Origin of the sequence: Caulobacter sp. Root1455 (genome assembly GCF_001426905.1) — a bacterium.
In the GTDB taxonomy this organism is placed as follows: domain Bacteria; phylum Pseudomonadota; class Alphaproteobacteria; order Caulobacterales; family Caulobacteraceae; genus Caulobacter.
The window spans coordinates 13,984-40,857 of sequence record NZ_LMFQ01000005.1 but is presented as its reverse complement, the minus strand read 5'-3'; the positions used below and the strand labels follow the sequence as shown (position 1 = coordinate 40,857).

The 26,874-nt window shown below is 70.0% G+C and carries 24 protein-coding genes; 11 read left to right on the top strand and 13 right to left on the bottom strand.

What is annotated here, in order from left to right; translation table 11 throughout:
• Positions 1-86: 86 nt before the first annotated feature.
• Positions 87-1,052, top strand: coding sequence for a helix-turn-helix transcriptional regulator (locus ASD21_RS04585; RefSeq protein ID WP_056437426.1), 966 nt, complete (start codon positions 87-89; stop codon positions 1,050-1,052).
• Here ASD21_RS04585 and mfd read toward each other — a convergent pair.
• Together mfd and ASD21_RS04575 are read right to left on the bottom strand one after the other, a co-directional pair.
• Positions 1,049-4,513, bottom strand: a complete 3,465-nt coding sequence (mfd, locus tag ASD21_RS04580) for a transcription-repair coupling factor (RefSeq protein WP_056437423.1) — start codon at positions 4,511-4,513, stop codon at positions 1,049-1,051. The genes ASD21_RS04585 and mfd overlap by 4 nt on opposite strands.
• A gap of 78 nt (positions 4,514-4,591) precedes the next feature.
• On the bottom strand, positions 4,592-4,885 hold the full coding sequence (locus ASD21_RS04575) for an FAD assembly factor SdhE (RefSeq protein ID WP_082554633.1): 294 nt from the start codon (positions 4,883-4,885) through the stop codon (positions 4,592-4,594).
• Between the two features lie 101 nt (positions 4,886-4,986).
• Between ASD21_RS04575 and ASD21_RS04570 the strand changes: the two genes are divergently transcribed.
• The 6 genes from ASD21_RS04570 (at position 4,987) to mazG (ending at position 11,007) form a co-directional block, all read left to right on the top strand.
• Positions 4,987-5,400: a DUF6766 family protein gene (locus ASD21_RS04570; protein ID WP_056437420.1), complete on the top strand. Its 414-nt coding sequence runs from the start codon at positions 4,987-4,989 to the stop codon at positions 5,398-5,400.
• Between the two features lie 50 nt (positions 5,401-5,450).
• Positions 5,451-6,911, top strand: a complete 1,461-nt coding sequence (locus ASD21_RS04565) for a cobyric acid synthase (protein WP_056437418.1) — start codon at positions 5,451-5,453, stop codon at positions 6,909-6,911.
• An 86-nt stretch (positions 6,912-6,997) separates the two neighbouring features.
• Entirely contained in the window at positions 6,998-8,191 is a 1,194-nt protein-coding gene (gene nhaA, locus ASD21_RS04560) for a Na+/H+ antiporter NhaA (RefSeq protein WP_056437416.1), read from the top strand.
• Between the two features lie 14 nt (positions 8,192-8,205).
• Positions 8,206-8,691, top strand: a complete 486-nt coding sequence (locus tag ASD21_RS04555) for a hypothetical protein (RefSeq protein WP_056437413.1) — start codon at positions 8,206-8,208, stop codon at positions 8,689-8,691.
• Between the two features lie 95 nt (positions 8,692-8,786).
• Positions 8,787-10,202, top strand: coding sequence for an MFS transporter (locus tag ASD21_RS04550; RefSeq protein WP_056437410.1), 1,416 nt, complete (start codon positions 8,787-8,789; stop codon positions 10,200-10,202).
• Positions 10,162-11,007: a nucleoside triphosphate pyrophosphohydrolase gene (gene mazG / locus ASD21_RS04545; protein WP_082554632.1), complete on the top strand. Its 846-nt coding sequence runs from the start codon at positions 10,162-10,164 to the stop codon at positions 11,005-11,007. The genes ASD21_RS04550 and mazG overlap by 41 nt, the downstream gene beginning before the upstream one ends.
• Here the strand turns inward: mazG and ASD21_RS04540 are convergent, their stop codons facing one another.
• The 9 genes from ASD21_RS04540 to dusB all read right to left on the bottom strand — a co-directional run bounded on the left by ASD21_RS04540 (position 11,008) and on the right by dusB (position 21,604).
• Positions 11,008-11,556 carry a lysozyme gene (locus tag ASD21_RS04540; protein WP_056437407.1) on the bottom strand — a complete coding sequence of 183 codons (549 nt, stop codon included), beginning with the start codon at positions 11,554-11,556 and terminating at the stop codon, positions 11,008-11,010.
• Between the two features lie 65 nt (positions 11,557-11,621).
• The gene (hflX, locus tag ASD21_RS04535) at positions 11,622-12,977 is read right to left on the bottom strand and encodes a GTPase HflX (RefSeq protein WP_056437404.1); all 1,356 of its coding nucleotides are present in this window, start codon (positions 12,975-12,977) and stop codon (positions 11,622-11,624) included.
• 10 nt (positions 12,978-12,987) lie between these two features.
• Positions 12,988-13,236 carry an RNA chaperone Hfq gene (hfq, locus tag ASD21_RS04530; protein WP_012286640.1) on the bottom strand — a complete coding sequence of 83 codons (249 nt, stop codon included), beginning with the start codon at positions 13,234-13,236 and terminating at the stop codon, positions 12,988-12,990.
• Positions 13,237-13,372: 136 nt separating this feature from the next.
• Complete coding sequence (locus tag ASD21_RS04525) at positions 13,373-14,236, bottom strand: D-amino-acid transaminase (protein ID WP_056437401.1); 864 nt, start codon at positions 14,234-14,236, stop codon at positions 13,373-13,375.
• Between the two features lie 42 nt (positions 14,237-14,278).
• The gene (ntrX, locus tag ASD21_RS04520) at positions 14,279-15,667 is read right to left on the bottom strand and encodes a nitrogen assimilation response regulator NtrX (protein WP_056437398.1); all 1,389 of its coding nucleotides are present in this window, start codon (positions 15,665-15,667) and stop codon (positions 14,279-14,281) included.
• A complete protein-coding gene (locus ASD21_RS04515) occupies positions 15,664-17,907 on the bottom strand; it encodes a sensor histidine kinase NtrY-like (RefSeq protein WP_056437395.1) in 2,244 nt (747 codons plus the stop codon). Before ASD21_RS04515 ends, ntrX begins: the two co-directional genes overlap by 4 nt.
• A 144-nt stretch (positions 17,908-18,051) precedes the next feature.
• The gene (locus ASD21_RS04510) at positions 18,052-19,473 is read right to left on the bottom strand and encodes a sigma 54-interacting transcriptional regulator (RefSeq protein WP_056437392.1); all 1,422 of its coding nucleotides are present in this window, start codon (positions 19,471-19,473) and stop codon (positions 18,052-18,054) included.
• Positions 19,470-20,600, bottom strand: a complete 1,131-nt coding sequence (locus ASD21_RS04505) for a two-component system sensor histidine kinase NtrB (RefSeq protein WP_056437389.1) — start codon at positions 20,598-20,600, stop codon at positions 19,470-19,472. The genes ASD21_RS04510 and ASD21_RS04505 overlap by 4 nt, the downstream gene beginning before the upstream one ends.
• Positions 20,597-21,604: a tRNA dihydrouridine synthase DusB gene (gene dusB / locus ASD21_RS04500; protein ID WP_056437386.1), complete on the bottom strand. Its 1,008-nt coding sequence runs from the start codon at positions 21,602-21,604 to the stop codon at positions 20,597-20,599. Before dusB ends, ASD21_RS04505 begins: the two co-directional genes overlap by 4 nt.
• A 97-nt stretch (positions 21,605-21,701) precedes the next feature.
• On the opposite strand from dusB, the gene ASD21_RS04495 reads away from it, so the two are divergent.
• From ASD21_RS04495 to ASD21_RS04480, 4 genes are all read left to right on the top strand, one after another.
• Complete coding sequence (locus tag ASD21_RS04495) at positions 21,702-22,853, top strand: bifunctional 2-C-methyl-D-erythritol 4-phosphate cytidylyltransferase/2-C-methyl-D-erythritol 2,4-cyclodiphosphate synthase (protein WP_056437383.1); 1,152 nt, start codon at positions 21,702-21,704, stop codon at positions 22,851-22,853.
• A 99-nt stretch (positions 22,854-22,952) separates the two neighbouring features.
• Positions 22,953-23,444, top strand: coding sequence for a CinA family protein (locus ASD21_RS04490; protein WP_056437380.1), 492 nt, complete (start codon positions 22,953-22,955; stop codon positions 23,442-23,444).
• Complete coding sequence (locus ASD21_RS04485; RefSeq protein ID WP_056437377.1) at positions 23,445-24,560, top strand: FUSC family protein; 1,116 nt, start codon at positions 23,445-23,447, stop codon at positions 24,558-24,560.
• Positions 24,561-24,617: 57 nt separating this feature from the next.
• Complete coding sequence (locus ASD21_RS04480; RefSeq protein WP_056437375.1) at positions 24,618-25,439, top strand: arginase family protein; 822 nt, start codon at positions 24,618-24,620, stop codon at positions 25,437-25,439.
• On the opposite strand, the gene ASD21_RS04475 is transcribed toward ASD21_RS04480, so the two are convergent.
• Together ASD21_RS04475 and ASD21_RS04470 are read right to left on the bottom strand one after the other, a co-directional pair.
• Complete coding sequence (locus ASD21_RS04475) at positions 25,436-25,831, bottom strand: DUF6165 family protein (protein WP_056437372.1); 396 nt, start codon at positions 25,829-25,831, stop codon at positions 25,436-25,438. The genes ASD21_RS04480 and ASD21_RS04475 overlap by 4 nt on opposite strands.
• Positions 25,832-26,830: a glycosyltransferase family 9 protein gene (locus ASD21_RS04470; protein WP_056437369.1), complete on the bottom strand. Its 999-nt coding sequence runs from the start codon at positions 26,828-26,830 to the stop codon at positions 25,832-25,834.
• Positions 26,831-26,874 lie beyond the last annotated feature (44 nt).

The following is a 26,874-nucleotide window of genomic DNA, read 5'->3' as shown; positions in this document are numbered from 1 at the left end:
TGGGCCTTTCGTCGGGTGCGATGAAAGGGGTGTAGGCGCGCCTACCTGACATCTATTGTCAGGTATTTTCGGCTAGGATCGAAAACATGCGCTCAAGCCGCCTGCTCTCGATCCTGATGCTGCTGCAGACCCGGGGGCGCCTCACCGCCGAGGTGCTGGCGGCCGAGTTCGAGGTCTCGGTGCGCACCATCTATCGCGACATCGACGCGCTGAGCCTGTCCGGCGCGCCGGTCTATGCCGATCGCGGTCCCGGCGGCGGCTTCGCCCTGCTGGACGGCTATCGCACCCGCCTGACCGGTCTGACCGACGCGGAGGCCGAGACCCTGTTCCTGGGCGGCCTGGCGGGTCCCGCCGCCCAGCTGGGCCTGAGCGAGGTGATGGCCAACACCCAGCTGAAGCTGCTGGCCGCCCTGCCGGCCGAGCGCCAGGCCGCCGCCGAACGGATCTCCAGCCGCTTCCACCTGGACCCCGTCGGCTGGTATCGCGACGCCGAGGAAGCCGCCCGGCTGCCGGCCCTGGCCCAGGCGGTCTGGACCTGCCGGCGGATCGCGGTGCGCTACGACAGCTGGAAAGGCGTGGTCGAGCGATCGCTGTCGCCGCTGGGCCTGATCCTCAAGGGCGGGACCTGGTACCTGGCGGCGCTGGCGGGAAGCGCGGAGCCGCGCGTCTACCGCGTCTCCAATATCCAGGCCTTGACCGTGGGCGACGAGGTCTTCGAGCGCCCGGCCGACTTCGATCTCGAAGCCTTCTGGACCGCCTCGACCCAGCGTTTCGAGGCCGAGATCTTCACGGGAGATGCCCGCCTGCGCCTGACCCGCGCGGGGCTCAAGCGCCTGTCCTATCTGGGCGCGACCCAGGCCCGGATCGCGGCCGAGACCCTGGCGACGCTGGACGGCGAGACCTGCGAGGTCGTCGTGCCCATCGAGTCCATCGACCACGCCGCCGCCGACTTCCTGCGCCTGGGCGTCGAGGCCCAGGTGCTGGAGCCGCCGGCGCTGCGCGAGCGCCTGCGCCAGACGGCGACCGAACTGGCGGTGCTCTACGCCGACTAGACCTTCGCCAGCTTGACCAGCTGGGTCAGGATCTTCTCCGCCGCGTCCAGCCGCTGGGCCGGGGTGTCCCACTCGCCCTTGATCACCACCTTCTGGTCGGGACGCACCTTCCAGACGACGTTGTTCTTGGCCACGAACTGCATCAGGGCCAGCGGCTCGGCGTAGATGTCGTTGCGGAAGCTGGCGACCGCGCCCTTGGGGCCGACGTCGATCTTGGCGACATTGGCCTCGCGGCACAGGCCCTTGATGGCCACGACCTTGAGCAGGCTGTCGGTCTCGGGCGGCAGCGGGCCGAAGCGGTCGATCATCTCGGCGGCCAGGGCCTCGCGGTCGGCGGCCTTCTCGGCTTCCGACAGGCGGCGATAGAGCGACAGGCGCACATTGAGGTCGGGCACATAGTCGTCGGGGATCATCACGGCCGCGCCGGTGTTGATCTGCGGCGACCAGCCCCGGTCCTCCAGCAGGGCCTCGGCCCCCTGGCGCTCGCGCAGCTCGGCCACGGCGTCCTCCAGCATCTGCTGGTAGAGCTCGACCCCGATCTCCTTGATGTGGCCGCTCTGCTCGTCGCCCAGCAGGTTGCCGCCGCCGCGCTGGTCCAGGTCGTGGCTGGCCAGCTGGAAGCCGGCGCCCAGGCTGTCCAGCGACTGCAGCACCTTCAGGCGCTTCTCGGCCGACAGGGTGATCTGCTTCTCGTTCGGCGTGGTCAGGTAGGCGTAGGCCCGGGCCTTGGAACGGCCCACCCGGCCCCGGATCTGGTAGAGCTGGGCCAGGCCGAACATGTCGGCGCGGTGGACGATCAGGGTGTTGGCCGAGGGGATGTCGAGCCCGCTCTCGACGATCGTCGTGGCGAGGAGCACGTCGTACTGGCCCTCGTAGAAGGCCGTCATCACGTCTTCCAGCTGGGTCGGGGCCATCTGACCGTGGCCGACCACGTACTTGATCTCCGGCACCTGGACGCGGAGGAACTTCTCGATGTCCTCCAGGTCCTTGATGCGGGGCACAACGTAATAGGCCTGGCCGCCGCGGTACTTCTCGCGCAGCAGGGCCTCGCGCAGGGTGACCGGGTCGAACGGGCTGATATAGGTGCGCACCGCCAGACGGTCGACCGGCGGGGTGGCGATGATCGACATCTCCCGGATGCCCGACAGCGCCATCTGCAGGGTGCGCGGGATCGGCGTGGCGGTCAGGGTCAGCATGTGCACGTCGGCGCGAAGCTCCTTCAGCTTCTCCTTGTGCTTGACCCCGAAGTGCTGCTCCTCGTCGACGATCACCAGGCCCAGGTCCTTGAACGACACCTGCTTGGACAGGATGGCGTGGGTGCCGACCACGATCTCGAACTGGCCGTTGGCCAGGCCCTCGCGGGTTTCCGACGCCTCCTTGCCGGTGACCAGGCGCGACAGGCGGGTGACCTTGACCGGCCAGCCCTGGAAGCGGTCCTTGAAGGTCTTGTAGTGCTGACGGGCCAGCAGGGTGGTCGGGCAGACGATGGCCACCTGCTTGCCGCTCATGGCCACCACGAAGGCCGCGCGCAGGGCGACTTCCGTCTTGCCGAAGCCGACGTCGCCGCAGATCAGCCGGTCCATCGGCTTGCCGGACGACAGGTCCTCCAGCACGTCGTGGATGGCCGACAACTGGTCGTCGGTCTCCTCGTAGGGGAAGCGGGCGCAGAACTCGTCGAACACGCCGTGCGGCGGATCGGTCTCCTCCACCGACTTCAGCTGGCGGGCGGCGGCGATCTGGATCAGGCCCTCGGCCATGACCCGCAGGCGCTCCTTGGCCTTCGCCTTGCGCCCCTGCCAGGCCGCGCCGCCCAGCTTGTCCAACTGGACGTTCTCGGCGTCGGTCCCGTAGCGGGTCAGCAGGTCGATGTTCTCGACGGGCAAGTACAGCTTGGCCTCGCCGCCGTACAGCAGGTCCAGGCAGTCGTGCGGCGCGCCCTGGACGTCCAGGGTCTTCAGGCCCTCGTAGCGGCCGATGCCGTGATCGATGTGCACGACCAGGTCGCCCGGCGTCAGGGCGCTGGCCTCGGCCAGGAAGTTGGCGGCCCGGCGCTTCTTGCGCGGCCGGGCCAGGCGGTCGCCCAGGATGTCGGTCTCGGAGATCACCGCCAGGCTGTCGGTCTCGAAGCCGTTGTCCAGCGGCAGGACCACGCGCTGCGGGGTCTTCGGGTCATTAGCCTTGGCCGCCTGCCAGTAGGCGGCGTAGGGGATCTTCTTCAGGCCGTGATCGGCCAGCATGGTCCCCAGGCGCTCGGACGAGCCCTCGGACCACGAGGCGAACAGCACGCGCTTGCCCTGCCCCGCCAACGATGTGGCGTGATCGGCCGTCGCCTGGAACAGGTTGACGCTGTCCTGGGCGCGCTCGGCGGCGAAGGTGCGCCCGAGCTTGGCGCCCATATCGACGACGTCCAGGCCTTGCGGCTGGAAAGGGGTGAACTTGCGGTTGGGACGGTCCGCGACGGCCGCGTCCCACTCCTTGGCGGTCAGGTATAGGGCGTCGGGCGCCAGCGGGCGGTAGGCCGACTTGCGGTCGGCCGAGGCGCGGGCGTCATAGGCGTCGGCGATCATCGCCAGGCGTTCGTCGCGGCTCTCGGTGACCTGGTGGTCGATGCCGACCAAGGCGCCGTCCGGCAGATAGTCGAACAGGGTCGCCATCCGCTCGTAGAACAGCGGCAGCCAGTGCTCCAGGCCCGCGCGGCGGCCGCCCTCGCTGATCGTGGCGTACAGCGGATCATCGCCCGGCGCGCCGAACGCGCGGATATAGCCGTTGCGGAACCGCGAGACGCCTTCCTTGTCGAGCAGGGCCTCGCTGACCGGCAGCAGCTGGATCTCGCGAAGCTGCCGGGTCGAGCGCTGGGTCTCCGGATCGAAGGCGCGGATGCTTTCCAGGGTGTCGCCGAACAGGTCCAGGCGCACCGGCTCCTCGGCGGCCGGCGGATAGACGTCGATCACGCCGCCGCGGATGGCGAACTCGCCGCGCTCGGACACCGTCGAGGCGCGGCTGTAGCCGTTGATGGCGAAATAGCGTTCCAGATCCTTCACGTCGACGACGGCGCCGACCTTGGCCGAATAGCTGGCGCGCAGCAGGACCGACTTTTCCGGCACCCGCTGCAGCAGGGCCGGCGCGGCGGTGACCAGCATCGCCGGCTTGTCCTTGCCCAGCCCCTCGGCCAGGCGGTGCAGGGTGGCCATGCGGACGGCGGCCACCCCGGCCGAGGGGCCGATGCGGTCGTAAGGCAGGCAGTCCCACGACGGGAACAGCACCGCCTCGATCTCGGGGGCGAAGAACTTCAGGGCGTCGATGAAGGCGCTGGCCCGGGCGGTGTCGCGGGCCACGAAGGCGGTCAGCCCGCCGCGCGAGCGGGCGATGTCGGCCATGACCAGCGCGTCGAAGCCTTCCGGGGCCCCGGCCAGGGTCAGGCTGCCGGAAGCCTTGGCGATCTGTTTGGCGTCGTAGGCCATGCAACTCTTCGATGGTTGAGCCAGCGACAACGCCGCCGGTGCTGATGCTGTTGCCCGAAAACGGTCCGGGCGGCCCCGCTACATGCCGTCCCCGATCGGCCGCGAAGCATGAGCTTCGTAGCGGAAGGTCTTGATCAGGTTCAGGACATCGGTGTCGAACTTGGCCGGCGTCGGCTCCTGGCCGACGATCCAGGCGTAGATCTCGCGATCCGACTCCTCCATCAGCGTTTCAAAGGTGTCGAGCTGCTCGGGGGTCAGGTTGGGGCCATGGGTGTCCGCGAACGGCCCCAGAATGAGGTCCGCTTCCCGAAATCCGCGATGCCAGGCCCGGAACTTCAGCCGCCGGAGGCGGGAGTCGTGATCGATGGTCATGTGACCGGGGATATAGAGCGCTCCCGGGCCTTGCGCCAGCGCCGGAACTCGCCCGTCCGATCCTCGTTGCGCTCGCATACGCCAACTCGGGATGGATGCCCATGAAACGCTATGCCTACGGCTGGCTGACGGCCGTCTTCTTCCTGGTCTCGATCGTCGGACACTGGGTGTTCGGCTGGTTCGCCTTCGTCGACGAACAGCAGGGCCTGCACCAGGCGCCGCACCTGACGCCCTATTTGGTCGAGATGGGCCGCGACACCTTCGAGAACTGGCAGTCGGAGTTCCTGCAACTGATCTGGCAGGTCGTGGGGCTGGCCTATTTCCTCTATGTCGGCTCGCCCGCGTCCAAGGAGAACGACGACCGCTCCGAGGCCAAGCTCGACGCCCTGATCTGCCTGCAGGCCGGCGACAAGGCCGAGGCGATCCTGGCCGACATCGACCGGCGCTACCTGCGGACCGGCGGCCACTCCAAGCCTCACGCCCATGACGAGATCGAGCGCGCGGCCCGCGATTGACGGACGGTCGAGCGGTCTCTAGGCCCGTCATCTCGAAACGAGGGGACCGCATGGCCGCGTTGATGATCCAGGGCTGCGGTTCGGACGTGGGCAAGTCGACCCTGGTGGCGGGGCTGTGCCGGCTGTTCGCCAATCGCGGCCTGATCGTGCGGCCGTTCAAGCCGCAGAACATGTCCAACAACGCCGCGGTGACCGCCGACGGGGGCGAGATCGGCCGGGCCCAGGCCCTGCAGGCTCTGGCCTGCCGCACGCCGCCGACCGTCCACATGAACCCGGTGCTGTTGAAGCCCCAGAGCGACGTCGGGGCCCAGGTGGTGGTGCGGGGCAAGGTGGTCGGCGCCTACCAGGCCCGCGCCTTCCAGGGGCTGAAGCCGGACCTGCTGGCCACCACGGTCGAGAGCTATCGCCTGCTGGCCGCCGAAGCCGATCTGGTGCTGGTCGAGGGCGCGGGCAGCCCGGCCGAGACCAACCTGCGCAAGGGCGACATCGCCAACATGGGTTTCGCCCACGCCGCCGACGTGCCGGTCGCCCTGGTCGGCGACATCGATCGGGGTCACGTGATCGCCGCCCTGGCCGGGGCGCATCTGGTGCTCGACGCCGCGGATCGCGACCGCATCAAGGGCTTCATCATCAACAAGTTCCGCGGCGACCCTTCGCTGTTCGATGAAGGCCGCCTTGAGATCGTCGCCCGCACGGGCTGGCCGGACCTGGGCATGGCGCCGTGGCTGGCGGCCGCTCGCGCCCTGCCCGCCGAGGACGCCGTGGCGCTGGAGCGACCGGTCCGCGCGCACGGCGACCGACGCGTGCGGATCGTCGTGCCGATGCTGTCGCGGATCGCCAATTTCGACGAGTTCGACCCGCTGCGGGCCGACCCGGACATCGACTTCGCCTTCCTGCCGCCGGGAACGCCCGTGCCCGGCGACGCCGATCTGGTGATCCTGCCGGGCACCAAGGCGACCCTGGCGGACCTGGCTTTTCTGCGCGCCCAGGGCTGGGACATCGACATCCTGGCCCATGTCCGGCGCGGCGGGCGGGTGCTGGGCGTCTGCGGCGGCTACCAGATGCTGGGGCGGACGGTGTCGGACCCCGAGGGGATCGAGGGCGCGCCGGGCCACTCCGCCGGCCTGGGCCTGCTGGACGTCGACACCGTTCTGCTGGGCGGCAAGGTGCTGCGGGCCGTGTCGGGACGGCTGCTGGACGGCGACGCGCCTTTCTCCGGCTACGAGATGCACGTCGGCCGCACGACCGGTCCCGCAACGGCGACCCCGCTGCTGGCCCTCGACGGCGGCGCCGCGGACGGCGCGGTCTCGACCGACGGCCGGGTCGCGGGCGCCTATGTCCACGGCCTGTTCGAGCGCGGCGAGGCCCGCGCGGCCCTGCTGGCGCCGCTGGGCCTGGCGATCACGCCCCGCGACCACGCGTCCAGGGTCGACGCGGCCCTGGACGAGATCGCGGCGATGCTCGAGCGGTCGCTCGACATCGAGGCCGTTGCGCGGATCGCGGGGCTCTAACGACCGACGAGCCGCCGGTTTCGGTGGCGCGCCCCCTCTGTCGCGCGGCAAGGTGATCCTCACGATTCCCGCGAGGACCTCGCCGCATGACGACCGCCCATCCCCGTGAGATCTCCGCCCTGCGCGCCTTCCTCCAAAGCGAGTCCGCCGGCGGGCTGCTGCTGATGGGCTCGGCCGCCCTGGCGCTGATCGTCGCCAATTCGCCCCTGGCCGAGGGCTATTTCCACGCCTTGCACGTCCAGGTCGGCGGCCTCAGCGTGGCCCATTGGGTCAATGACGGGCTGATGGCGGTGTTCTTCCTGCTGGTCGGGCTGGAGATCAAGCGCGAGACCGTCGACGGCGAGCTGTCCAGCTGGCCGCGGCGCGTGCTGCCGGGCGTCGCGGCCTTGGGCGGGATGATCGTCCCGGCCCTGATCTATGTGGCGGTCAATCTGCACACTCCGGCAAACCTGCGCGGCTGGGCCATTCCGGCCGCCACCGACATCGCCTTCGCCCTGGGGGTGCTGTCGCTGTTGGGATCGCGGGCGCCGGCCTCGCTGAAGATCTTCCTGGCCGCCCTGGCGATCATCGACGACCTGGGCGCGATCCTGATCATCGCGGTGTTCTACACCGATCATCTGACCCTCTGGGCCCTGGGCGGCGCGGCCGCGACCTTGGTCGTGCTGGTGACGATGAACCGCCTGAAGGTGATGAGCCTGTGGCCCTATCTTATTGTCGGCGCGGCACTTTGGGTCTTCTTCCTCAAGTCAGGACTGCACGCCACCCTGGCCGGGGTGATCCTGGCCATGACCATTCCGATCACCAAGTCGCCCGCCCGGCCCGACGACGAGGATTCGCCGCTGCACCGGCTGGAGCACGGCCTGGCGCGGTGGGTGGGTTATCTGGTGGTGCCGGTGTTCGGGTTCGCCAACGCCGGCGTCGCCCTGGGCCAGGTGGGCCTGGCCGAGCTGACGGCGCCCGCCACCCTGGGCGCGTCCCTGGGCCTGTTCCTGGGCAAGCCGATCGGGGTGGGCCTGTTCTGCCTGGCGGCGATCAGGCTGGGCTGGGCGCAGCGGCCCAGCGGCGCCTCCTGGACCCAGCTGTTCGGCGTCTCGGCCCTGTGCGGCATCGGCTTCACCATGAGTCTGTTCATCAACAACCTGGCCTTCAACGCGCCCATTCTGCAGGACGAGACCAAGATCGGCGTGCTGGCCGGCTCGCTGCTGTCGGCCCTGCTGGGTTGGCTGGTGTTCAGCCTGGCGCCGCGTCCGCGGGGCCTCCACATTTCGAGCGAAGCCTGATCCGGGAGCCTGTCATGCGCGCCGCCCTCGCCTCCGCCCTGCTGCTGCTGGCCGCGGCCCAGCCCGCCCTCGCCGCCCCGGCCGTTTCGACGGTCAAGGTCTCCATCGGCCCGGCCCTGGCCGACCAGGTCGACGAGATCGGCCAGCGCGACCTCGACATCCTGACCGCCGAACTGCGCCGGACCGTCGAAAAGCGGATTTCGCCGAGCCCGGACGGCGGGGTTCTGACCCTGGTCATCGACGACGCCCGGCCCAACCGGCCCACCCCTCAGCAACTGATGACCACCCAGGGGCTGTCGATGAGCAGCTTCGGCATCGGCGGCGCGCGGATCAGCGGCGACTATCTCGATCCGGCCGGCAACCGCACGCCGATCGCCTACAGCTGGTACGAAACCGACATCCGCTGGGCGCCCTACAGCTCGACCTGGCACGACGCCGAAGCCGCCTTCGACCGGCTGGCCGTTCGGCTGGCCAGGGACCAATTTGACGAGAAGCGCTGAAACGCGCGTTTCGCAGACCTCTTGCCAGCCGTCCCGACACGGCGTCTGATCGCCGTTCATAAACGCGGGGGCAGCCCGCTCTCGGCGAGGAACGCATGACCGGACGGCGCTCATCCTGGACCCTGGCGGCCTTCGCCGCGCCCAGCCTGCCCTTGGCCGCCCTGGGCTTGCCGCTGGTGGTCTATCTGCCGGAATACTATGTCAGCGAGCTTGGCCTTTCGCTTTCGGTCGTCGGCTCGGCATTCCTGTTGGTGCGGGTCGCCGACATCATCCTGGATCCGATTCTCGGCGGCATGATGGACCGCACGCGCACGGGCATCGGCCGGTTCCGGCCGTGGCTGGCCGCGGCCGCGCCCGTGCTGATGCTGGCGGCCTATTTCCTGTTCATGGCCAAGCCTGGGGTCGGGCCGCTCTACCTCTGGGGCTGGCTGGTCGTCTGCTACGTCGGCTATTCGATGGCGGTGCTGTCCCACACCGCCTGGGGCGCGGTGTTGTCGCTCGACTACCAGCAGCGCTCGCGCGTCTACGGCTGGTGGAGCGCGGGCAACGTGGTCGGGATGATCCTGGTCCTGCTGCTGCCGCCGATCCTGGCCATGATCTACAGGGGCAACCACGCGGCCGGCGTCCAGGCCATGGGCTGGTTCATCATCGCCCTGTTGCCGCTGACCTTCCTGCTGGCCATGAAGGTCGTGGGTGAAACCAATGTCCCGCCGGTCAAGCACGAGGCCGGCCTCCGGCAATATGTCGACCTGCTCAAGCGCCCGTCGGTGCGGACCCTCCTGTTCGCCGACCTGCTGATGGGCCTGGCGCCGGGCATCACCGGCGCCCTCTTCTTCTTCTTCTTCGAGCGCATCAAGGGCTTCGACAAGGCCTCGGCCGGCATCCTGCTGCTGATCTATTTCGTCGCCGCCCTGGGCGGATCGCCGATCTGGCCGGCCCTGGCCAAGAAGATCGGCAAGCACAAGGCCCTGGCCATCGCCGCCCTGATCTACGCCTTCGTCCAGGTGGTGACGGTGTTCACGCCCAGATACGACGGCGGGTCGCCGTTCAGCCCCCCGATGCTGCTGGGCATGGTGATCCTGGTGCTGGCCGGCCTGCCCTATTCCGCCGCCCCGCTGCTGGTGCGTTCGATGATGGCCGACCTCGGCGACGAGGAGCGGCTGGCCAGCGGCGTGGACCGCACCGGCCTGCTCTACGCCATCGTCAACGGCACGGTGAAGCTGGGCTACGCCCTGGCGGTCGGCGTGTTCCTGGTGCTGGCTCAGCTGGGCTTCGACCCCAAGGTTCCCAGCGCCCAGGGCGACACGGCCCTGATCGTCCTCTACGCCGCGGCGCCGGCGGTGCTGGGCCTGCTGGTGTGCGCCGTCATCCTGCGCTATCCGCTGGACGCGACCGCCCATGCCGAGATCCGCCGTCAGCTCGACGCGCGGGACGCGGCCGAGCCCCTCCCCAGTCCGAGCCCGGAACCGCATGTCTCTCCCCTCGTCGCCCCAAAGCCAGCCGCTGAATGATCCTCGGGAGAAGGACCAGCATCCGCTCTTCACCCTGATCGACATCATGGCCAAGCTGCGCGATCCCGACGGCGGCTGTCCGTGGGATCTGGAGCAGACCTTCGCCACCGTCGCGCCCTACACGGTCGAGGAGGCCTACGAGGTCGCCGACGCCATCGAGCGGGGGGATCTTTCGGACCTGAAGGAGGAACTGGGCGACCTGCTGCTGCAGGTGGTGTTCCACGCGCGGATGGCCCAGGAGCAAGGCGCGTTCGACCTGGCCGGCGTGGCTTCGGCGATCAACGACAAGATGGTCCGCCGCCACCCCCACGTGTTCGGCGACCATGCCTACGAGAACCAGGACGCCCAGACCGCCGGCTGGGAGGCGCTGAAGGCCCAGGAGCGCAAGGCCAAGGCCAAGGGCGGCGTCCTCGACGACGTGCCCGCCGGCCTCCCGGCCATGACCCGCGCCGTCAAGCTGACCAAGCGCGCCGCCCGGGTCGGCTTCGACTGGCCCTCGACCGACGAGGTGCTGGACAAGCTGGCCGAGGAGGTCGCCGAGCTGAAGGTCGAGATCGCCGCGGGCGACAAGGCCAAGGCCCGCGAGGAGTTGGGCGACCTGCTGTTCGTGGTCGCCAACCTGGCCCGCAAGCTGGACGTCGAACCCGAGGACGCCCTGCGGGCCACGAACGCCAAGTTCGTGCGGCGCTTCGCGTTCATCGAGGCGCAGCTGGCCAAGGACGGCCGCACGCCGGACCAGTCCGACCTGGCCGAGATGGACGGTCTGTGGAACGCGGCCAAGGCGGCGGAGAAGGTCGCCAAATAGCTAGAACGCCGGCCAGTCGGTCAGGTCGTCGATCTCGCGCCAGGCCCGCACGCAGGCGTTGACCGGGTCCTTGCCCACGAAGATCGCCGCCTCGGCCCAGCGACGGCGCAGCAGGCCGACCAGCGGCTTGCCGTTCTGGTTGATCCATTTGCGCATCTCGGCGGGCACGGCGGTCTTCTCGCCGGCGTTCAGCTTGCGCAGCAGGGTCGAGGTCCGCAGCGCCCCGTCGCCGAGATTGTAGGTCCACGAGATCAGGGCGGCGGCCTCGTGGACCAGCAGCGGGGTCCGCACGCGGGTGTGGACGTCCTGGGCCGCGCGCTTCATGTCGCGCACCAGCAGCTTGACGGCCTGGGCCTCGGTGACGGCCGGCGTGCTGGGCGTGACCGGCTTGCCGGCCGCGTCGCGGATCGTGCCGTAGCCGATCGTCCAGGTGCCGCCCGGCAGCGCGCCGTTGTCGTCATAGGGCTGGGCGAAGAAGCCCTCCACCCGTTTGACGACGACCGTCGCGGCCGCCGGCACCGTCACGCCGTCCCAGGGATCGTTGGCCATGTTCGCGCTCCGAATGCGGATTCGGAGTGTTCACCCAGGAGGCGAGCGCGGCAAGCCGGGAACGATCAGTCGCCGGTCGCCATGACCCAAACGTCGGGGAACTGCCGCTCGAACCGGCCCAGGGCCTGGGCGTCGAGACGGGCGATCAGGCGCACGCCGCCCTCGCTCTCGTCCTCGCGGCTTTCCACGCGGCCGTTGCGGTAGATCCAGGCCAGGGCCTCGCCGTCCTTGGCCGCCAGGCGCACGGCGACCGGCGGCGTGTCGTCGATCAGGGTTCCGACCCGCTTGAGCAGCTCGGCGCAGCCCTCGCCGGTGACGGCCGAGACGGGAGACGCGCCCAGTCGGCGGGCCTGGCCCTCGAGGATTTCGCGGGCCTCGCCGTCGACCAGGTCGATCTTGTTCCAGACCTCGATCAGGGTCTTGCCCTCGGTCTCGTCGCCGTCGTCGCCCAGGACCTTCAGCTCGGTCAGCACCTTCTGGACGTCGCGGGCCTGGGCGTCGGTGTCCGGATTGGCCACGTCGCGCACGTGCAGCACCACGTCGGCCTCCTGCACCTCCTCGAGGGTGGCGCGGAAGGCCTCGACCAGCTCGTGCGGCAGGTCGGAGATGAAGCCGACGGTGTCGGACAGGATCGCCGGCCGGCCGTCGGGCAGCTTCACGGTGCGCAAGGTCGGATCCAGGGTCGCGAACAGCATGTCCTGGGCCACGACGCTGGCGTTGGTCAGGCGGTTGAACAGCGTCGACTTGCCGGCGTTGGTGTAGCCCACCAGGGCCACGGTCGGGTACGGGACCTTCTTGCGGGCGCTGCGGTGCAGGGTGCGGGTGCGCCGCACCTCGTCCAGCTCGCGCTTGAGCTTGCCGATCGTGCCGGCGATCAGGCGGCGGTCCAGTTCGATCTGGGTTTCGCCGGGACCGCCGGTGTTGCCCGTGCCGCCGCGCTGGCGCTCAAGGTGGGTCCAGGTGCGGACCAGGCGCGAGCGCTCGTAGTCCAGCCGCGCCAGCTCGACCTGCAGCTTGCCCTCGCGGGTGCGGGCCCGCCGGGCGAAGATCTCCAGGATCAGGCCCGTGCGGTCGATGACCTTCACGTTCAGGGCCTTTTCCAGATTGCGCTGCTGGACCGGGGTCAGCTGGTCGTCGAACACCGCCACGTCGATCTTCTCGACCTCGCAGACGGCGGCGAACTCCTCGATCTTGCCCTTGCCGAACAGCGTGGCCGGCGTGACCAGGCGCAGCGGCGCGATGGTGGTCTCGACGACGTCGAGGTCCAGCGCGATCGCCAGACCGACAGCTTCCTCGAGGCGCACATTGGGATCACGCGCCTCGAGGGCCGACTGGCCGCGCGTCGGGCGCACGGGATGGATCACGAACGCCCTGAAGATCGGCGCCGCGTGGTCGATGGATTTCGAAGTGGATTTGGTCAAACGTCAGGAATCAATCGTCTTGATCAGCGCTCGGCTCGTACAGCTGCACGGGCTGGGCCGGCATGATCGTCGAAATGGCGTGCTTGTAGACCAGCTGGGACTGGCCGTCGCGGCGGAGCAGAACGCAGAAATTGTCGAACCAGCTGACAACGCCCTGCAGCTTCACGCCGTTCACCAGGAAGATGGTCAGCGGCGTCTTCGACTTGCGCACGCTGTTCAGGAAAGTGTCCTGAAGGTTCTGTTTTTTTTCGGTCGACATGGGGATTCCCCTCTTATTGTTTTGGAGGGCCACACGCCCCCCACACAAACAAGTTCAGACTAAAGCATTTTTCGCCGGTTGGTATGACCAATCCGCGAAGAAAGTGCGCTAACGCCCCTAAACCTAGACTATCGATCTAGATCGCGGCGGCCTTGGCGCGCTCGATATAGAGACGCCGAAGCCGCGTCGCCACCGGTCCGGGCTTTCCGTCGCCGATTTGCGCGCCGTCGACGCTGACGATCGGCAGCACCAGGGTTCCGGCGCCGGTGATGAAGGCCTCGCGGGCGGCCTTGGCCTCCTCCACCGTGAACGGTTGCTCGGCGATCGGCAGGCCGGCCTCGGCGATCACCTCCAGCAGGCTGGAGCGGGTGATGCCGCGCAGGATGTTGGCCTGGGTGTCACGGGTGCGCAGCCGGCCCTCGGCGTCGACGATCCAGGCGTTGGACGAGGCGCCTTCGGTGACCAGGCCCAGCTCGTCGACGAACCAGGCCTCGACCGCGCCGCGCTCGCGGGCGGCCTGCTTGGCCAGGCCGTTGGGCAGCAGGCCGATCGATTTGATGTCACAGCGCCCCCAGCGGTTCTCCGGCACGGTGATCACCGACTGGCCCTTGGCGGCCTTGGCCTCGGCGGCCACCCGGTCGACGCGCTTGGCGGTGGCGACGATGGCCGGCGGCACGGCCGGATTGGGGAAGGCATGGTCACGCGGGGCGACGCCGCGGGTGACCTGCAGATAGACCATGCCCTCGCGCACCTTGTTGCGGCGGATGGTCTCGCGCAGCACCACGGTCAGGGCCTTCTCGCTCATCGGATGGGCGATGCGCAGCTCGTCCAGGCTGCGCCACAGCCGCGTGAAGTGGCCTGCCGCGTCGGCCAGCTTGCCGTCGAACACCGCCCAGACCTCGTAGACGCCGTCGGCCAGTTGATAGCCGCGATCCTCGATATGCACCGCGGCCTCGCCATGGCGCACGAACCGACCGTTCACATAGGCGAAACGCGACATCTACTGTTCCTTCAAGCGTGGCTGGACGAAGAGCGGAGCTAGTTACTCTTCCTCTTCGACTCGTGCACCCGCGACGCCCAGGGATTTGAGTTTCCGGTGCAGGGCCGAGCGCTCCATGCCGATGAAGTTGGCGGTGCGCGAGATGTTGCCGCCGAAGCGCAGGATCTGGGCGTTCAGATATTCCCGCTCGAACAGTTCGCGGGCCTCGCGCAGCGGCAGGGCGATGATCCGCTCGGCCCCGATCGCCCCGGCGTTGCCGCCGGAGGGCTGTTCGTTGGCGTTCAGCATCTCGGCGGTGATCAGGTCGCCCGGCTCGCCGGAAGCCAGGATCAGCATGCGCTCGACGTTGTTGCGCAACTGGCGGACATTGCCCGGCCAGGCCTGCACCTGCAGCGTGGCCAGGGCGTCCTCGCCCAGCCGCCGCCGCTGCAGGCCGGTGGCCTCGCAGACGCGGTCGACGAAGTAGCCAATCAGTTCGGGGATGTCCTCGCGGCGCTCCGACAGCCCCGGCACCCGCACCGGCACGACGTTCAGGCGGTGGAACAGGTCCTCGCGGAAGCGGCCGGCGGCGATCTCCTCGCGCAGCTCGCGCGAGGTCGACGAGATCACCCGCACGTCGACCTGGACGTCGTTGTCGCCGCCCACCCGGCGGAAGCGCTGCTCGACCAGGACCCGCAGGATGCGGCTCTGGGTCTCGCGCGGCATGTCGGCCACCTCGTCGAGATAGAGGGTGCCGCCATGGGCGCGTTCGAACACCCCGATCTTGCGCGGACGGCCGTTCTCGCCCTCCTCGCCGAACAGTTCGACATCCAGGCGTTCGGGGGCCATGCCCGCGGCGCTGACCGCCACGAACTCGTTGCGCGAGCGGCTGCTGGAGCCGTGGATCAGTCGGGCCACCAGCTCCTTGCCCGAACCGGGCGGACCCGAGACCAGCACCCGGCTGTTGGCCGGCGCGACCTTGGCGATCAGCTGGCGCAGGGCCTGGGCCGCGGCCGACTTGCCCATCAGGCCGTCGGAGCTGAAGCTCTGCACCCGCAGGCGGCGGTTCTCGCGCTTGAGGTTGGCCGCTTCCAGGGCCCGCTCGACCACCAGCAGCAGGCGGTCGGACTTGAACGGCTTTTCCAGGAACTCGTAGGCCCCGCGCTTGATGGCGCTGACGGCGGTCTCGATGTTGCCGTGGCCCGAGATCATGATCACCGGCAGGTCGGGGTCGAGCGCCTTGACCATGTCGAGCAGTTCCAGCCCGTCCATGCCCCCGCCCTGCATCCAGATGTCCAGCACCAGCAGCGCGGGCTTTCGGGCCCGCAGGGCGGCCAGCGCCTGGTCGGAGTCGGCCGCCACCCGCACGGCGTAGCCTTCATCCTCCAGGATGCCGGCGACCAGTTCGCGGATGTCGACCTCGTCGTCGACCACAAGCACGTCAGCGCTCATATCATCTCCTCTACGCCGCTCTGGGCGTTGGCGGCGGCGAGCCGCGCGGTCGTGGGGAACTTCAGGATGACCCGGGCGCCGGTTCCGTTCAGCGCGTCGGTCAGGACCAGTTCGCCTTCGTGGTCCTCCATGATCCGTTTGACGATCGCCAGCCCGAGGCCGGTGCCCTTCTCGCGGGTCGTGACATAGGGTTCGGTCAGCCGGTCACGGTCCCGAGCCGGCAGGCCCACGCCGTTGTCCTCGACGACGATGCACAGGTGCTCGTCGTCCGAGACCAGGCTGGCGACGATGCGGCCCGGCGGCTCCGGCGTGGCTTGTCGGCGCGCGCCGACCGCCTCGCCGGCGTTCTTGAGAATGTTGGTCAGGGCCTGGCCGACCATCCGCGCGTCGCAGCTGATCCAGACGTCCTCGCCCGGCTCCTCCAGCGCCACCTCGGTCTCGGTGTCGACGAACCGCTGGGCGAACACCGCCTGGCGCAGCATTTCGGCCAAGTCGGCGGGGGCGAAGCGCGGTGCGGGCATCCGGGCGAACGACGAGAACTCGTCGACCATCCGGCCGATGTCGCCGACCTGGCGGATGATGGTCTCGGTGCACCGATCGAAGGTGTCCAGGTCGCTGGTGATGTCCTTGCGGTACTTGCGGCGGATCCGTTCGGCCGACAGCTGGATCGGGGTCAGCGGGTTCTTGATCTCGTGGGCGATCCGCCGGGCGACGTCCTTCCAGGCGGCGTTGCGCTGGGCGGCCACCAGGCGGGTGATGTCGTCGAAGGTCAGGACCAGGGTCCCGACCGCGTGGCCGGCCCCGCGGAAGCGCAGCCGCCGGGTCTCGCCGCCGCGGATCACGTCGATCTCGACCTCGGCGGTCGGCTTGCCGCCGCTGATCTCCTGGATCACGGTCTCGAGTTCCGGGGCCAGCTCGACCAGCGGCTGGCCCACGGCGTCGTCCGTCAGGGCCAGCAGGTCGCCGGCCCGGCGATTCAGGGCGGTGATCCGCCCGTCTGCGTCCAGGCCGATGACGCCGGCGCTGACGCCCGACAGCACGGTCTCGATGAACTGGCGGCGCGACTCGGCGTCCAGGCTGGCCACCCGCAGGGCGGCTTGCTGGGCCTGTAGGTCGGTGGTCATCATGTTGAAGGCGATCGACAGGGCGCGGATTTCCTCCGGGCCGATCTCGACGTCCACCCGGGCGTCCAGATCGCCGGCCGACACCCGTCCGGCCGCCTGCACCAGGCCGGAAACCGGGGCGGCGATCGAGTTGGCGGCGGCGATGCCGACCCAGACGGCGGCGACCAGCACCAGCAGGGCGGTCTCGATGTAGCTGAGGCCGAAGATCACCTGGATCCGGTCCTGGTTCTTGGCCGCCTCGCGATACGAGATCAGCGATTCCTCGGACTCGATCAGGTGGGCCAGGATGCCCTTGTCGATCGGACGGGCGACGTAGAGGTAGGCGTCGGGGAAGGCCCTCAGGCGGTAGAGGGCGCGGAACAGGTCCTCCTCGACAAAGCGCTGCGAGGTGATGTCGCCGCTGTCGGTGCGGCGGAAGCTGGAAGGCGGCGGGGCCAGGAACGGCGGCGCCGTGTCGCTCTCCGCCCGCGCCAGGATGCGGCCGTCGCGGTCCAGCACATAGGCGGCCGAGAAGCCGTTCTCCTCCATGTGCTCCTTCATGTAGTGGCCGAAGGCGACGGGCGAATCGACCAGGGTCGGGGCGGCCTGGTTCAGGGTGCCCGCCATCGGCCCGACGTGCTGGCTGATATATTCGGTCTGCTCGGTGACATAGGACCGCGCGACGGTGGCCGAATTTTCGACGACGGTGCGCACGCGTTCGCTGAACCAGGCGTCGACGCCGCGGTTGACCAGCACGCCGAAGAACAGGGCGACGATCACCGCCGGGGCCACGGCGGCCACCGAGAACAGGCCCACGAAGCGCAGGTGCAGGCGCGCGCCGGCGTCGCTGGCCCGGGCGTCGACCAGATCCAGCAGCCGCCAACCGACGATGCCGGCCACGCAGAGGATCAAGGCGAGGTTGAAGCCGAGAACGGCGAGGATGACCGTGGTGGCCGGTCCGATCGGTCCGGTGGCCGGCGGCGACGACGCCAGGCCCACGGCCGTCGCGGTCAGGGCGATCGCCACGCCATAGGCTCCGCCGAGCGTGAAGCGGGACCGCAACAGCTCTCGCCACCAGGCCCGGCTGAACCGGGTCGGCGGTCCCTCAAGCTCCAATACGGATGGAACGGACGCCATTGACCAAGTCTAAGGGGGACTGTGCCCCAAACTCAACAGGTATGTGCCAATTAAGCGTCAGCGCTGTCGTCACAATGGGGTCATTCGCACGAAACGTCCCCTTTGCAGCCCTGAATCGGGACGGAAAGTCTCAGGGGTGAGATTTTACCGTCGACCGCGCGTCATCTCGACACCCAGGTCCTGGATCTTCTTGCGCAAGGTGTTGCGGTTGAGTCCCAGGATCTCCGCGGCCCGCACCTGATTGCCGCGCGTGGCCGACAGGGTCAGCTGGATCAGCGGCCGTTCGACCTCCTGCAGCACCCGGTCGTAGAGACCCGCGGCCGGCACGCCGTCGGGCTGGTCGGCGAAATGCGACGACAGGTGGCGCTCGACCAGGCTGGCCAGGGTGATCGGGCCCTCGTCGGCGTGGGCGGCCGGGGTGTGGTCCTGCAGCTCGCGGTCGACGATGCGGGCGGTGATCAGCTCCTCGGCATACAGGGCGCACATGCGCCGGATCAGGTTCTCCAGCTCGCGCACATTGCCCGGCCAGGCGTGGGTCTTCATCCGGTCCAAGGCGCTGGAATCAATGGTCTTGGACGGCAGGCCTTCGCGGGCGGCGCGCAGCAGGAAGGTGCGGGCCAGGTCCGGGATGTCCTCGGTGCGGTCGCGCAGCGGCGGCAGGCGCACCGGCGCGACGTTCAGGCGGAAGAACAGGTCTTCGCGGAACAGGCCCTGCTGGATCAGGCCGCGCAGGTCGCGATTGGTGGCGGCGATGATCCGCACGTTCGGGCGACGGCCGGTCTTGGGGTTGAGCACCGGCTCGGTGCCGTCGATCACCCGCAGCAGGCGCGTCTGGGCGTCCAGCGGCATGTCGCCGATCTCGTCCAGGAACAGGGTGCCGCCGTCGGCCTCGATCAGGCGGCCCTGGTCGCCCTCCCCGCGTCCGAACAGCTCGGTCTCGACCCGCTCGCGCGGCACGGCGGCCAGGTTGATGACCACGAACTTGCCGTCGCGGCGGCGACCCAGCTCGTGCAGGGCGCGGGCCACCAGCTCCTTGCCGGTGCCGCTCTCGCCGAGGATCAGGACGGTCAGGTCGGCGCCGACCAGGCGGGCGATGGTGCGGTAGACGTCCTGCATCGGGGCCGAGCGGCCGATCAGCGGCAGGCGTTCGTCGCGCATGGCCCGGGCCTGGGCCTTGGAGGCCTCGGCGTCGGCCGGGCGCGACAGGGCGCGGCGCGCGGCGGCCGTGACGTCGTCCAGGTCGAAGGGCTTGGAGACGTATTCGAAGGCGCCCGCGTCGGCGGCGTTGACCGCCGTCAGCAGGGTGTTCTGGGCGCTCATCACGATGATCGGCAGCTTGGGCCGTTCCTTGCGGATGCGCGGCAGCACGTCGAAGACGTTCTCGTCGGGCATCATCACGTCGGTGACGACCAGGTCGCCCTCGCCGTCCATCACCCACTTGAGCAGGGTCGTGGCGTTGCCCGTCGCCCGCACCTGATAGCCAAGCCGAGTGAAGGCCTGGCTGAGCACCAGGCGCACAGAGCTGTCGTCGTCGGCGATCAGGATCTTCTTGCTGGCGGCGTTCATGCGTGGGCGTCTCCAGTGGAGGGAACGAGCTTTTCGGTCGTCATCGGCAGCAGCACGCGGAACACCGTGCGGCCGGGCTCGGATTCGAAGTCGATCAGGCCGCCGTGGCTGGTCACCAGCTTGGTGACCAGGGCCAGGCCCAGACCCGTGCCGTTGGCCTTTGTCGTGACGAACGGCTGGAACAGATGGTCGCGCAGGCTGGAGGGCACGCCAGGGCCGTTGTCCTGCACGCGGATCTCGATCGGCGCGCCGGCGGAGGCCTTGCCGTCGGCGCCGCGCACCCGCACGCCGGGGCGCCAGGCGGTGTGGATCGACAGCGAGCCCTGGCCGTCGCCCCGCGAATGGGCGGCCTCGGCGGCGTTCTTGACCAGGTTCAGGAACACCTGGATCAGATGGTCCTCGTCGCCCCAGACGTCGGGCAGCGACGGATCGTAGTGCTCGCGCAGGTCCAGGCCGTCGGCGACGCCGTTGACGACCAGGGCGCGGACGCGGTCCAGCACCTGGTGGATGTTCACCGCCTCGCGCGGACCGGGGACCTCGTCGGAGAAGGCTTCCATTCGGTCGACCAGCCGGCGGATGCGGTCGGTCTCGTCGACGATCAGCTGGGCCAGGGGCTGGTCGGCGGCGCTGGCGCCGGTCTTCAGCAGCTGGGCCGCGCCGCGGATGCCCGCCAGCGGGTTCTTGATCTCGTGGGCCAGCATGCGGCCCAGGCCGACCACCGAGCGCAGGCCGGCGGCGTCGGAGGCCCGCTCGACGCCCAGCACGCCCTTGACGTGCAGGGTCAGCATCACCGAACCGTCGCCCAGCGGCGCGGCGGCGCCGTCCGCCTCGAACGGCGGCTGGCCGAACAGATTGACCTCGACCCCGTGTTCGCGGACCAGGGCTCCCTCGAACAGGGCGCGGTCCATCATCGAGACCAGGACCGAGCCCGGCGGCAGGGCGGCGCGGAAGCGGCCGCGGGCCAGCAGGGACAGGCCCTGCCCGAACAGGGCCTCGGCGGCTTCGTTGACCGCCACCAGCGCGCCCTCGCGATCGATCACCAGGGCGGGCTCGGGGCTGAGGTCGAAGGCGGCGATCTTCAGGCTGTCGGCGACCTTGGTCGGGGCGATGCGGGCGTGATCGGTCATGCGGCCAGCCTCCGATCCCGCAGCCACAGGGCGGCCAGGCCGTCCTCGATCGCGGCGGGCTCTTCCAGCCGGCACAGGGCGGCGCGGGCGGCGCGGCGCGCCTCCTCGCTGTCGGGCCAGGGCGCGGCGTCGATGTAGGAGGCCAGGTGCTTGCGGAACATCTTCAGCCCCAGCGCCTGGCCGTAGAAGTCCAGGCTGCGGCGGAAATGGGTGACGACGATGGCCAGACGTTCCTCGGCGTCGGGTTCGCGGAAGCCCTCGCCCCGCAGCGCCGCCTCGATGGCCTGGGCGATCCAGGGGCGGCCATAGACCCCGCGTCCGATCATCACCCCGTCGGCGCCGGACTGATCCAGGGCCAGGCGGGCGGTGTCGCCGTCGACGATGTCGCCATTGACCAGCACCGGCACGCCGACCGCCTGCTTGACGGCGGCGACGGCCTCCCAGTCGGCCTCGCCCTTGTAGAACTGGCAGCGGGTGCGGCCGTGGACGGTGATCGCCTGGGCGCCGGCGTCGACGGCCCGGCGGGCGATGTCGGCGGCGTTGCGGCTGTCGTCGTCCCAGCCCAGGCGCATCTTGACGGTGACCGGCACGTCCACGGCGCTGACGGCGGCGGCGACCAGGGCCTCGGCCAGGTCCGGCTCGCGCATCAGGGCCGAGCCCGAGGCGACCCCGCCGGTGACCATCTTGGAAGGACAGCCGAAATTCAGGTCGATGATCTGGGCCCCGGCGTCGGCGGCCATTCGCGCGCCTCGACCCATGAAGACGGGATCGCGGCCGACCAGCTGGACGACCATCAGCGGCAGGCCGTCGCCGACCGCGGCGCGACGCACGGCGTCGGGGCGTCCCCGCGCGAACTCGGCGCAGGCCACCATCTCGGTCGCCACATAGGCCGCGCCCAGGCGGGTGGCGGTTTCCCTGAAAGGCAGGTCGGAAACGCCTGTCATCGGCGCGATCCAAACACGCCCAGGCACTTCGACCTTGCCGACTGCGAGACTCTTGCTCATTTTATATGCATCCCCACCGCACTGTTTTTAGGCAATTTGTGCGGCGCAGTAAACCCTCTTCTCTAGACAAGCCGCGTCGGGCGGCTAAACAGCCCGGATGACCTTCTCCGCCGTCATCGTCGCCGCCGGTTCCGGAACCAGGGCCGGCTCCGGCCAGGCCAAGCAATGGCGTGTTCTGGCTGGAAAAATCGTACTGCGCTGGTCGGTGGAGGCTCTGCTGGGCGGCGGCGCGCAAAAGCTTGTGATCGTGGCCGATCCCGGCTCCAGGTCGATCCTGGACTCGGCCCTGTACGGACTTTCCGGCTGGACGACGACGCCGGGCGGCGCGACTCGCGCCCTCTCCGTCCAGGCGGGCCTGGCCGCCCTCGCCGACCGTCCGGCCGACGAGCCGGTGCTGATCCACGACGCGGCCCGCCCCTTCCTCGGCGCCGCAACAATTCAAGCCGTGCTGAAAGGCCTGGAAGACGCCGATGGCGCGATTCCGGCCTTGCCCGTGGCCGACACGCTGAAAAGCGGGGCGCTCGACGCGGCCGTCGTCACAAAACCGCGTCACGACCTGTGGCGGGCCCAGACCCCTCAGGCCTTCCGCCGCGACCGGCTGCTGGCCGCCTACGCGGCCTGGACGGGTCCGGACGAACCGACCGACGACGGCCAGGTGGTCGAACGCCACGGCGGCCGGGTCGTGGTCGTCCCCGGCGACCCCATGCTGATGAAACTGACCTATCCGGAGGACTTCGCCATGGCCGAACAGCTCGCCGGCCGCGCCCGGATCACCCGCATGGGCCAGGGCTTCGACGCCCACCGCTGGGGGCCCGGCCAATCCGTCTGGCTGTGCGGCGTGGAGATCGCCCACGACGAGTCCCTGATCGGCCATTCCGACGCCGACGCCGGCCTGCACGCCCTGACCGACGCCATCCTGGGGGCGATCGGCGAAGGCGACATCGGCGACCATTTCCCGCCCACCGATCCGCAATGGAAGGGCGCGGCCTCGGACAAGTTCCTGATCCATGCCGTGGATCTAGTCCGTCAACGCGGCGGAGCCTTGGTCAATGTCGACGTGACGCTGATCTGCGAGCGGCCGAAGATCAAACCGCACCGGGCGGCCATGCGCCGGCGCCTGGCCGCGATACTCGACCTCCCGCTGGATCGGGTCAGCGTCAAGGCGACCACCACCGAGGGCATGGGCTTCACCGGCCGTGGCGAAGGTCTGGCGGCGCAGGCGATCGCCGTGGTCGAGACGCCGGCCTAGGACGAAGATGGGGACACACACTCACCCCATCCACATTGCCATTTAACCGCAGACCGTGATGTGAGTGTGTGTCCCCGCCTCGAGGCGCAGGAGTCCCCGATGTTCCCGCTCGAAATCCAGACCCTGGCCCGCCTGCTGATCGATGAAGCGCGCGAGAAGTCCCTGCGGCTGGTTACGGCGGAAAGCTGCACCGGGGGGCTGGTGGCCGGGGCGATCTGCAACATCGCGGGCGCGTCAGACGTCTTCGAGCGGGGCTTCGTCACCTACACCAACCGCGCCAAGTCCGAGATGCTGGGCGTGCCGGGCGACCTGATCGCCGACCATGGGGCGGTGTCCGAAGTGGTGGCGCGGATGATGGCCGAGGGCGCGCTGGAGGCCAGCAACGCCCATGTCGCCGTCTCGATCACCGGCGTGGCTGGCCCCGGCGGCGGCTCGCCGCTGAAACCCGTGGGCACGGTGCATTTCGCCGTGGCCCGCGCCAACCGCTCGGTCGTTCACCGCCACGAACTGTTCGACGGCGAGACCCGCGAGGGCGTGCAACTGGCCGCCGTGCGCACGGCGCTGGAGATGATGCGCGAGGCGGTGGCCTAGATGCCGGAAGCCGCGCCCAGCGACTGGCGGCGGTTCGTCGGCCTGGAGCTTTCGCGGGCCGCCCTGGCCAAGGCGGCGACGCGCAAGACCGAACTGCGCCACGCCGTCCGGGTGTCGGCGGCGGTCGTGGCCGCCTACGCCCTGGCCAGCCTGCTGCGCCTGCCGCAGGGCTATTGGGCTGTGTTCACCGCCGTGATCGTCGTTCAGGCCAGTCTCGGCGCCACGATCACGGCTTCGATCGAGCGGCTGATGGGCACCGTCGTGGGCGCGGCGGTCGGGGCCGGGGCCGCCATGCTGCACGCCCGCTGGCCCGAGGCCGGCGGGCCGATCCTGGCGGTCACCGCCGCCCTGCTGGCCTTCCTCGCCGCCGTCCGTCCGGCCTTCAAGGTGGCGCCGATCACCGCCGTGATCATGCTGATCGGCACGACCACCCACATGGACCCGCTGGTCGCCGCCGTCCTGCGGACGGCCGAGATCACGGTCGGCAGCGTGGTGGGCATCGCCGCCACCCTGCTGATCTTCCCGGCCCGCGCCCACGCCACGGTGATCGAGACCACCGACAAGGTGGCCGCCCTGCTGGCCGAGCTGCTGGAGCACTACGCCCTGAAGCTGAAAGGCGGCGAGACCGATCTGGAGGCCCGCGGCCACTACGACGACACGCTGAAGGCCCTGTCCAAGCTGCAGACCGCCATGACCGAGGCCGACCGCGAGAGCGCCAGCCGGTTGAGCGACCATTCGGTCACCGAGGCCCTGCCCCGCACTCTCTGGCGACTGCGCAACGACAGCGTGATGATCGGCCGGGCGCTGCGCGAGGCCTTCCCGTCGCCGGGCCTGGCCCTGCCCTCGGCGGCCATGCTGAACGCCAGCGCGGGCTTCCTGCGGGCCTGCGCGGCTCTGCTCTCGGGTGGTCCCCGCCCTGACCGCGTCGCTTTCGCCGAGGCGCACCGGGGTTTCCAGACCGCCGTCGAGACCCTGCGGGCCGGCGGCGGCACCCGCGCCCTGGCCTTCGACGACGCGGCGCGCGTCTTTGGCCTGGTGTTCGCGATCGAGAACCTGTTCGGCAATCTCGGCGACTTCGAGGAACGGGTCGAGGAAACGGTGGGCAAGCGCGCCTAGCCGATCCTGGGCGATCCAGGGCTAGGCAGGACGCGGGCGCGCCACTAGCTAAGGTCCATGACCGCCCTGGCCCTCACCGTCTTTCAAGGTCGCGCCGGCGACCGCAATCCCCGCGGCGCGGCCGGCGCCCTGGCCGTCGGCGCGGCCCTGGAAGCCCGCCTGGACCTGCGCGCCGAGCGGGTGGGCGCGCCGGCTCCGCCGCTGGCGGCCGGATGGTCGGAGGAACTGGAGGCCGCGCGCCCGGGCCTCGAGGCCCTGGCCGCGCGGCTGGACGCCGTGCTGGCCGACGGCAAGGCCTCGCTGGTGACCCAGGGCCGTTGCGCGACCTCGATCGCCGCCCTGCCCGTCGTTCTGCGCCATCATCCCGACGCCCTGATCGTCTGGTTCGACGCCCACGGCGACTGCAACCAGCCGGCACAGTCCACCACCGGCTATCTGGGCGGCATGGTGCTGACCGGGGCCGCCGGGGTCTGGGACACCGGGCTGGGCCGAGGGCTGGACCTGACCGACGTCGTCCTGGTCGGGGCGCGGGACCTGGATCCGTGCGAGGCCGCCCTGGTCGCCGCCGGCGGGCCGCGTCTGGTGGCGGCCGGCTCCGGGATCGGGCCGCGCCTAGCCGCCGCGATCGGCGATCGACCGGTCTATGTCCACCTCGATTGCGATGTGCTGGAGCCGGGCCTTGTCCCGACCGAGTACAGCGTCGAGGACGGTCTGAGCTTCGACGACCTGCGCGAGGCCTGCGCCGTCCTGGCCGGCAACCAGGTGATCGGCCTGGAGATCGCCGAGTTCGAGGACGTCTTCGTCCGGACGGGCGCGCCCGGCGACGTCGGGGCCCTGCTGGACGCACTGGCGCCGCTGCTCGACCGGCTGGCGGCCTAACCGGCCAGGTACGGCTTGTAGCTCTTTTCCTCGACGATCTCCGAACCGACCAGGCTGTTGATCTGGCGCTTCACGGCGGCGCGGCGGTCGTTGTCGATATAGACCCGGCGGGCCAGCGCCACGAACGTCGGGCCGAAATCCTGGCGGCGCTCGCAGTCGCGCTTGCCGTCCTCGATGTCCCACAGGGCGGCGTTGATCTCGGTCAGCTGGGCGACCAGCTCCTCCAGCTCGGACGACGGCGGGAACGCGCGCGCGGCGGTCGCCTCCAGTAGGGCCAACTCGGCCTTGACGTTGGCTTCCTTGGCCGGATCGCCGATCCGCGCCGCCTTGACCCGCAGGATGGTGATCTTGTCGATCAGTTCACCGGCCGAGACGGGAGCGAGGATGGGCATTCAGGAAGCTCCGGCGATCAGATGTTGCAGGGCGGCGTCGACCACGTCCAGCGGCAGGGCGGCCATGCCCTGTCCGTAGTCTTCCGCGACCAGCAGCTCAAGACGCCGCGCGGCGGGACGGAACTTGACGGCCTTGCGATGGTCCTTCTGCAGCGACAGCAGCGGCGCGCCGCCGGCCGCCAGCATGTGGCCGGGGCCGGCGTCGTTGGCGACGGCGGCGGTCAGCCGGCCGGCCAGGGCGATGGCCAGCAGCGGGCCCTTCACCTCGGTGAAACCGTCCGTGCGGTCCTTCTCCGGGAACAGGGCTGTCGGGACGGCCTCGCGGGCGGTCCGGGCGTCGGCCGCCTCGTCCGGGCCGAAGAAGAACACCGCCTTGCGGCCGGACGCCTCGATGCGGCGGGCCAGGTCCAGATAGCGCTCCAGCGGCCAGCGCTTGTCCTGGCCGCCCGCGCCGGGCGCCAGGCCGACATAGGCCGGTCCGTCACCCTCGGCCGGCAACAGCGCGCGGGCCGCGGCGGCGGCGTCGGGATTGGTCAGGGTCAGCGGGCGCGGAGCCCCGTTCCCTTCGGTCGCCAGGGCCAGCAGCCTCGCCAGGCGCTCGACGACGGCGACCGGCCAGTCGGGCTGGCGCGCCTGGGCGGCGGCCGAGACGAAGCCGCGCCCCTTTCCGTCTTTCGGGGCCGCCCGGCGGGCCACCAGGCTGCGGCGCAGGTTCTCCTGGGTGTCGATCACCAGGTCGAAGGTCCGGCCGCCGAACGGCTTGACCCACGGCAGGACGTCCAGGGCCGCGTCGCCTGTCGGGCCGTCGGTCAGGACCTCGTCGATATAGCCGGCCACCACGGCCCTCAACGGCCCGGCATAGACGGTCTCGCCCTTGGCCGCGCACCAGGTGATCCTGGCCTCGGGAAAGGCGGCGCGAAGCCCGGCGATGAACGGCAGCTTGATCAGGCCGTCGCCGATCACCTCGCCCATGGAATAGATCAGGATGGTTTGGACCATGGCTCCCGCTTAGGCCGCCGCCCGCGTCGGGGTCAATGCCGAGA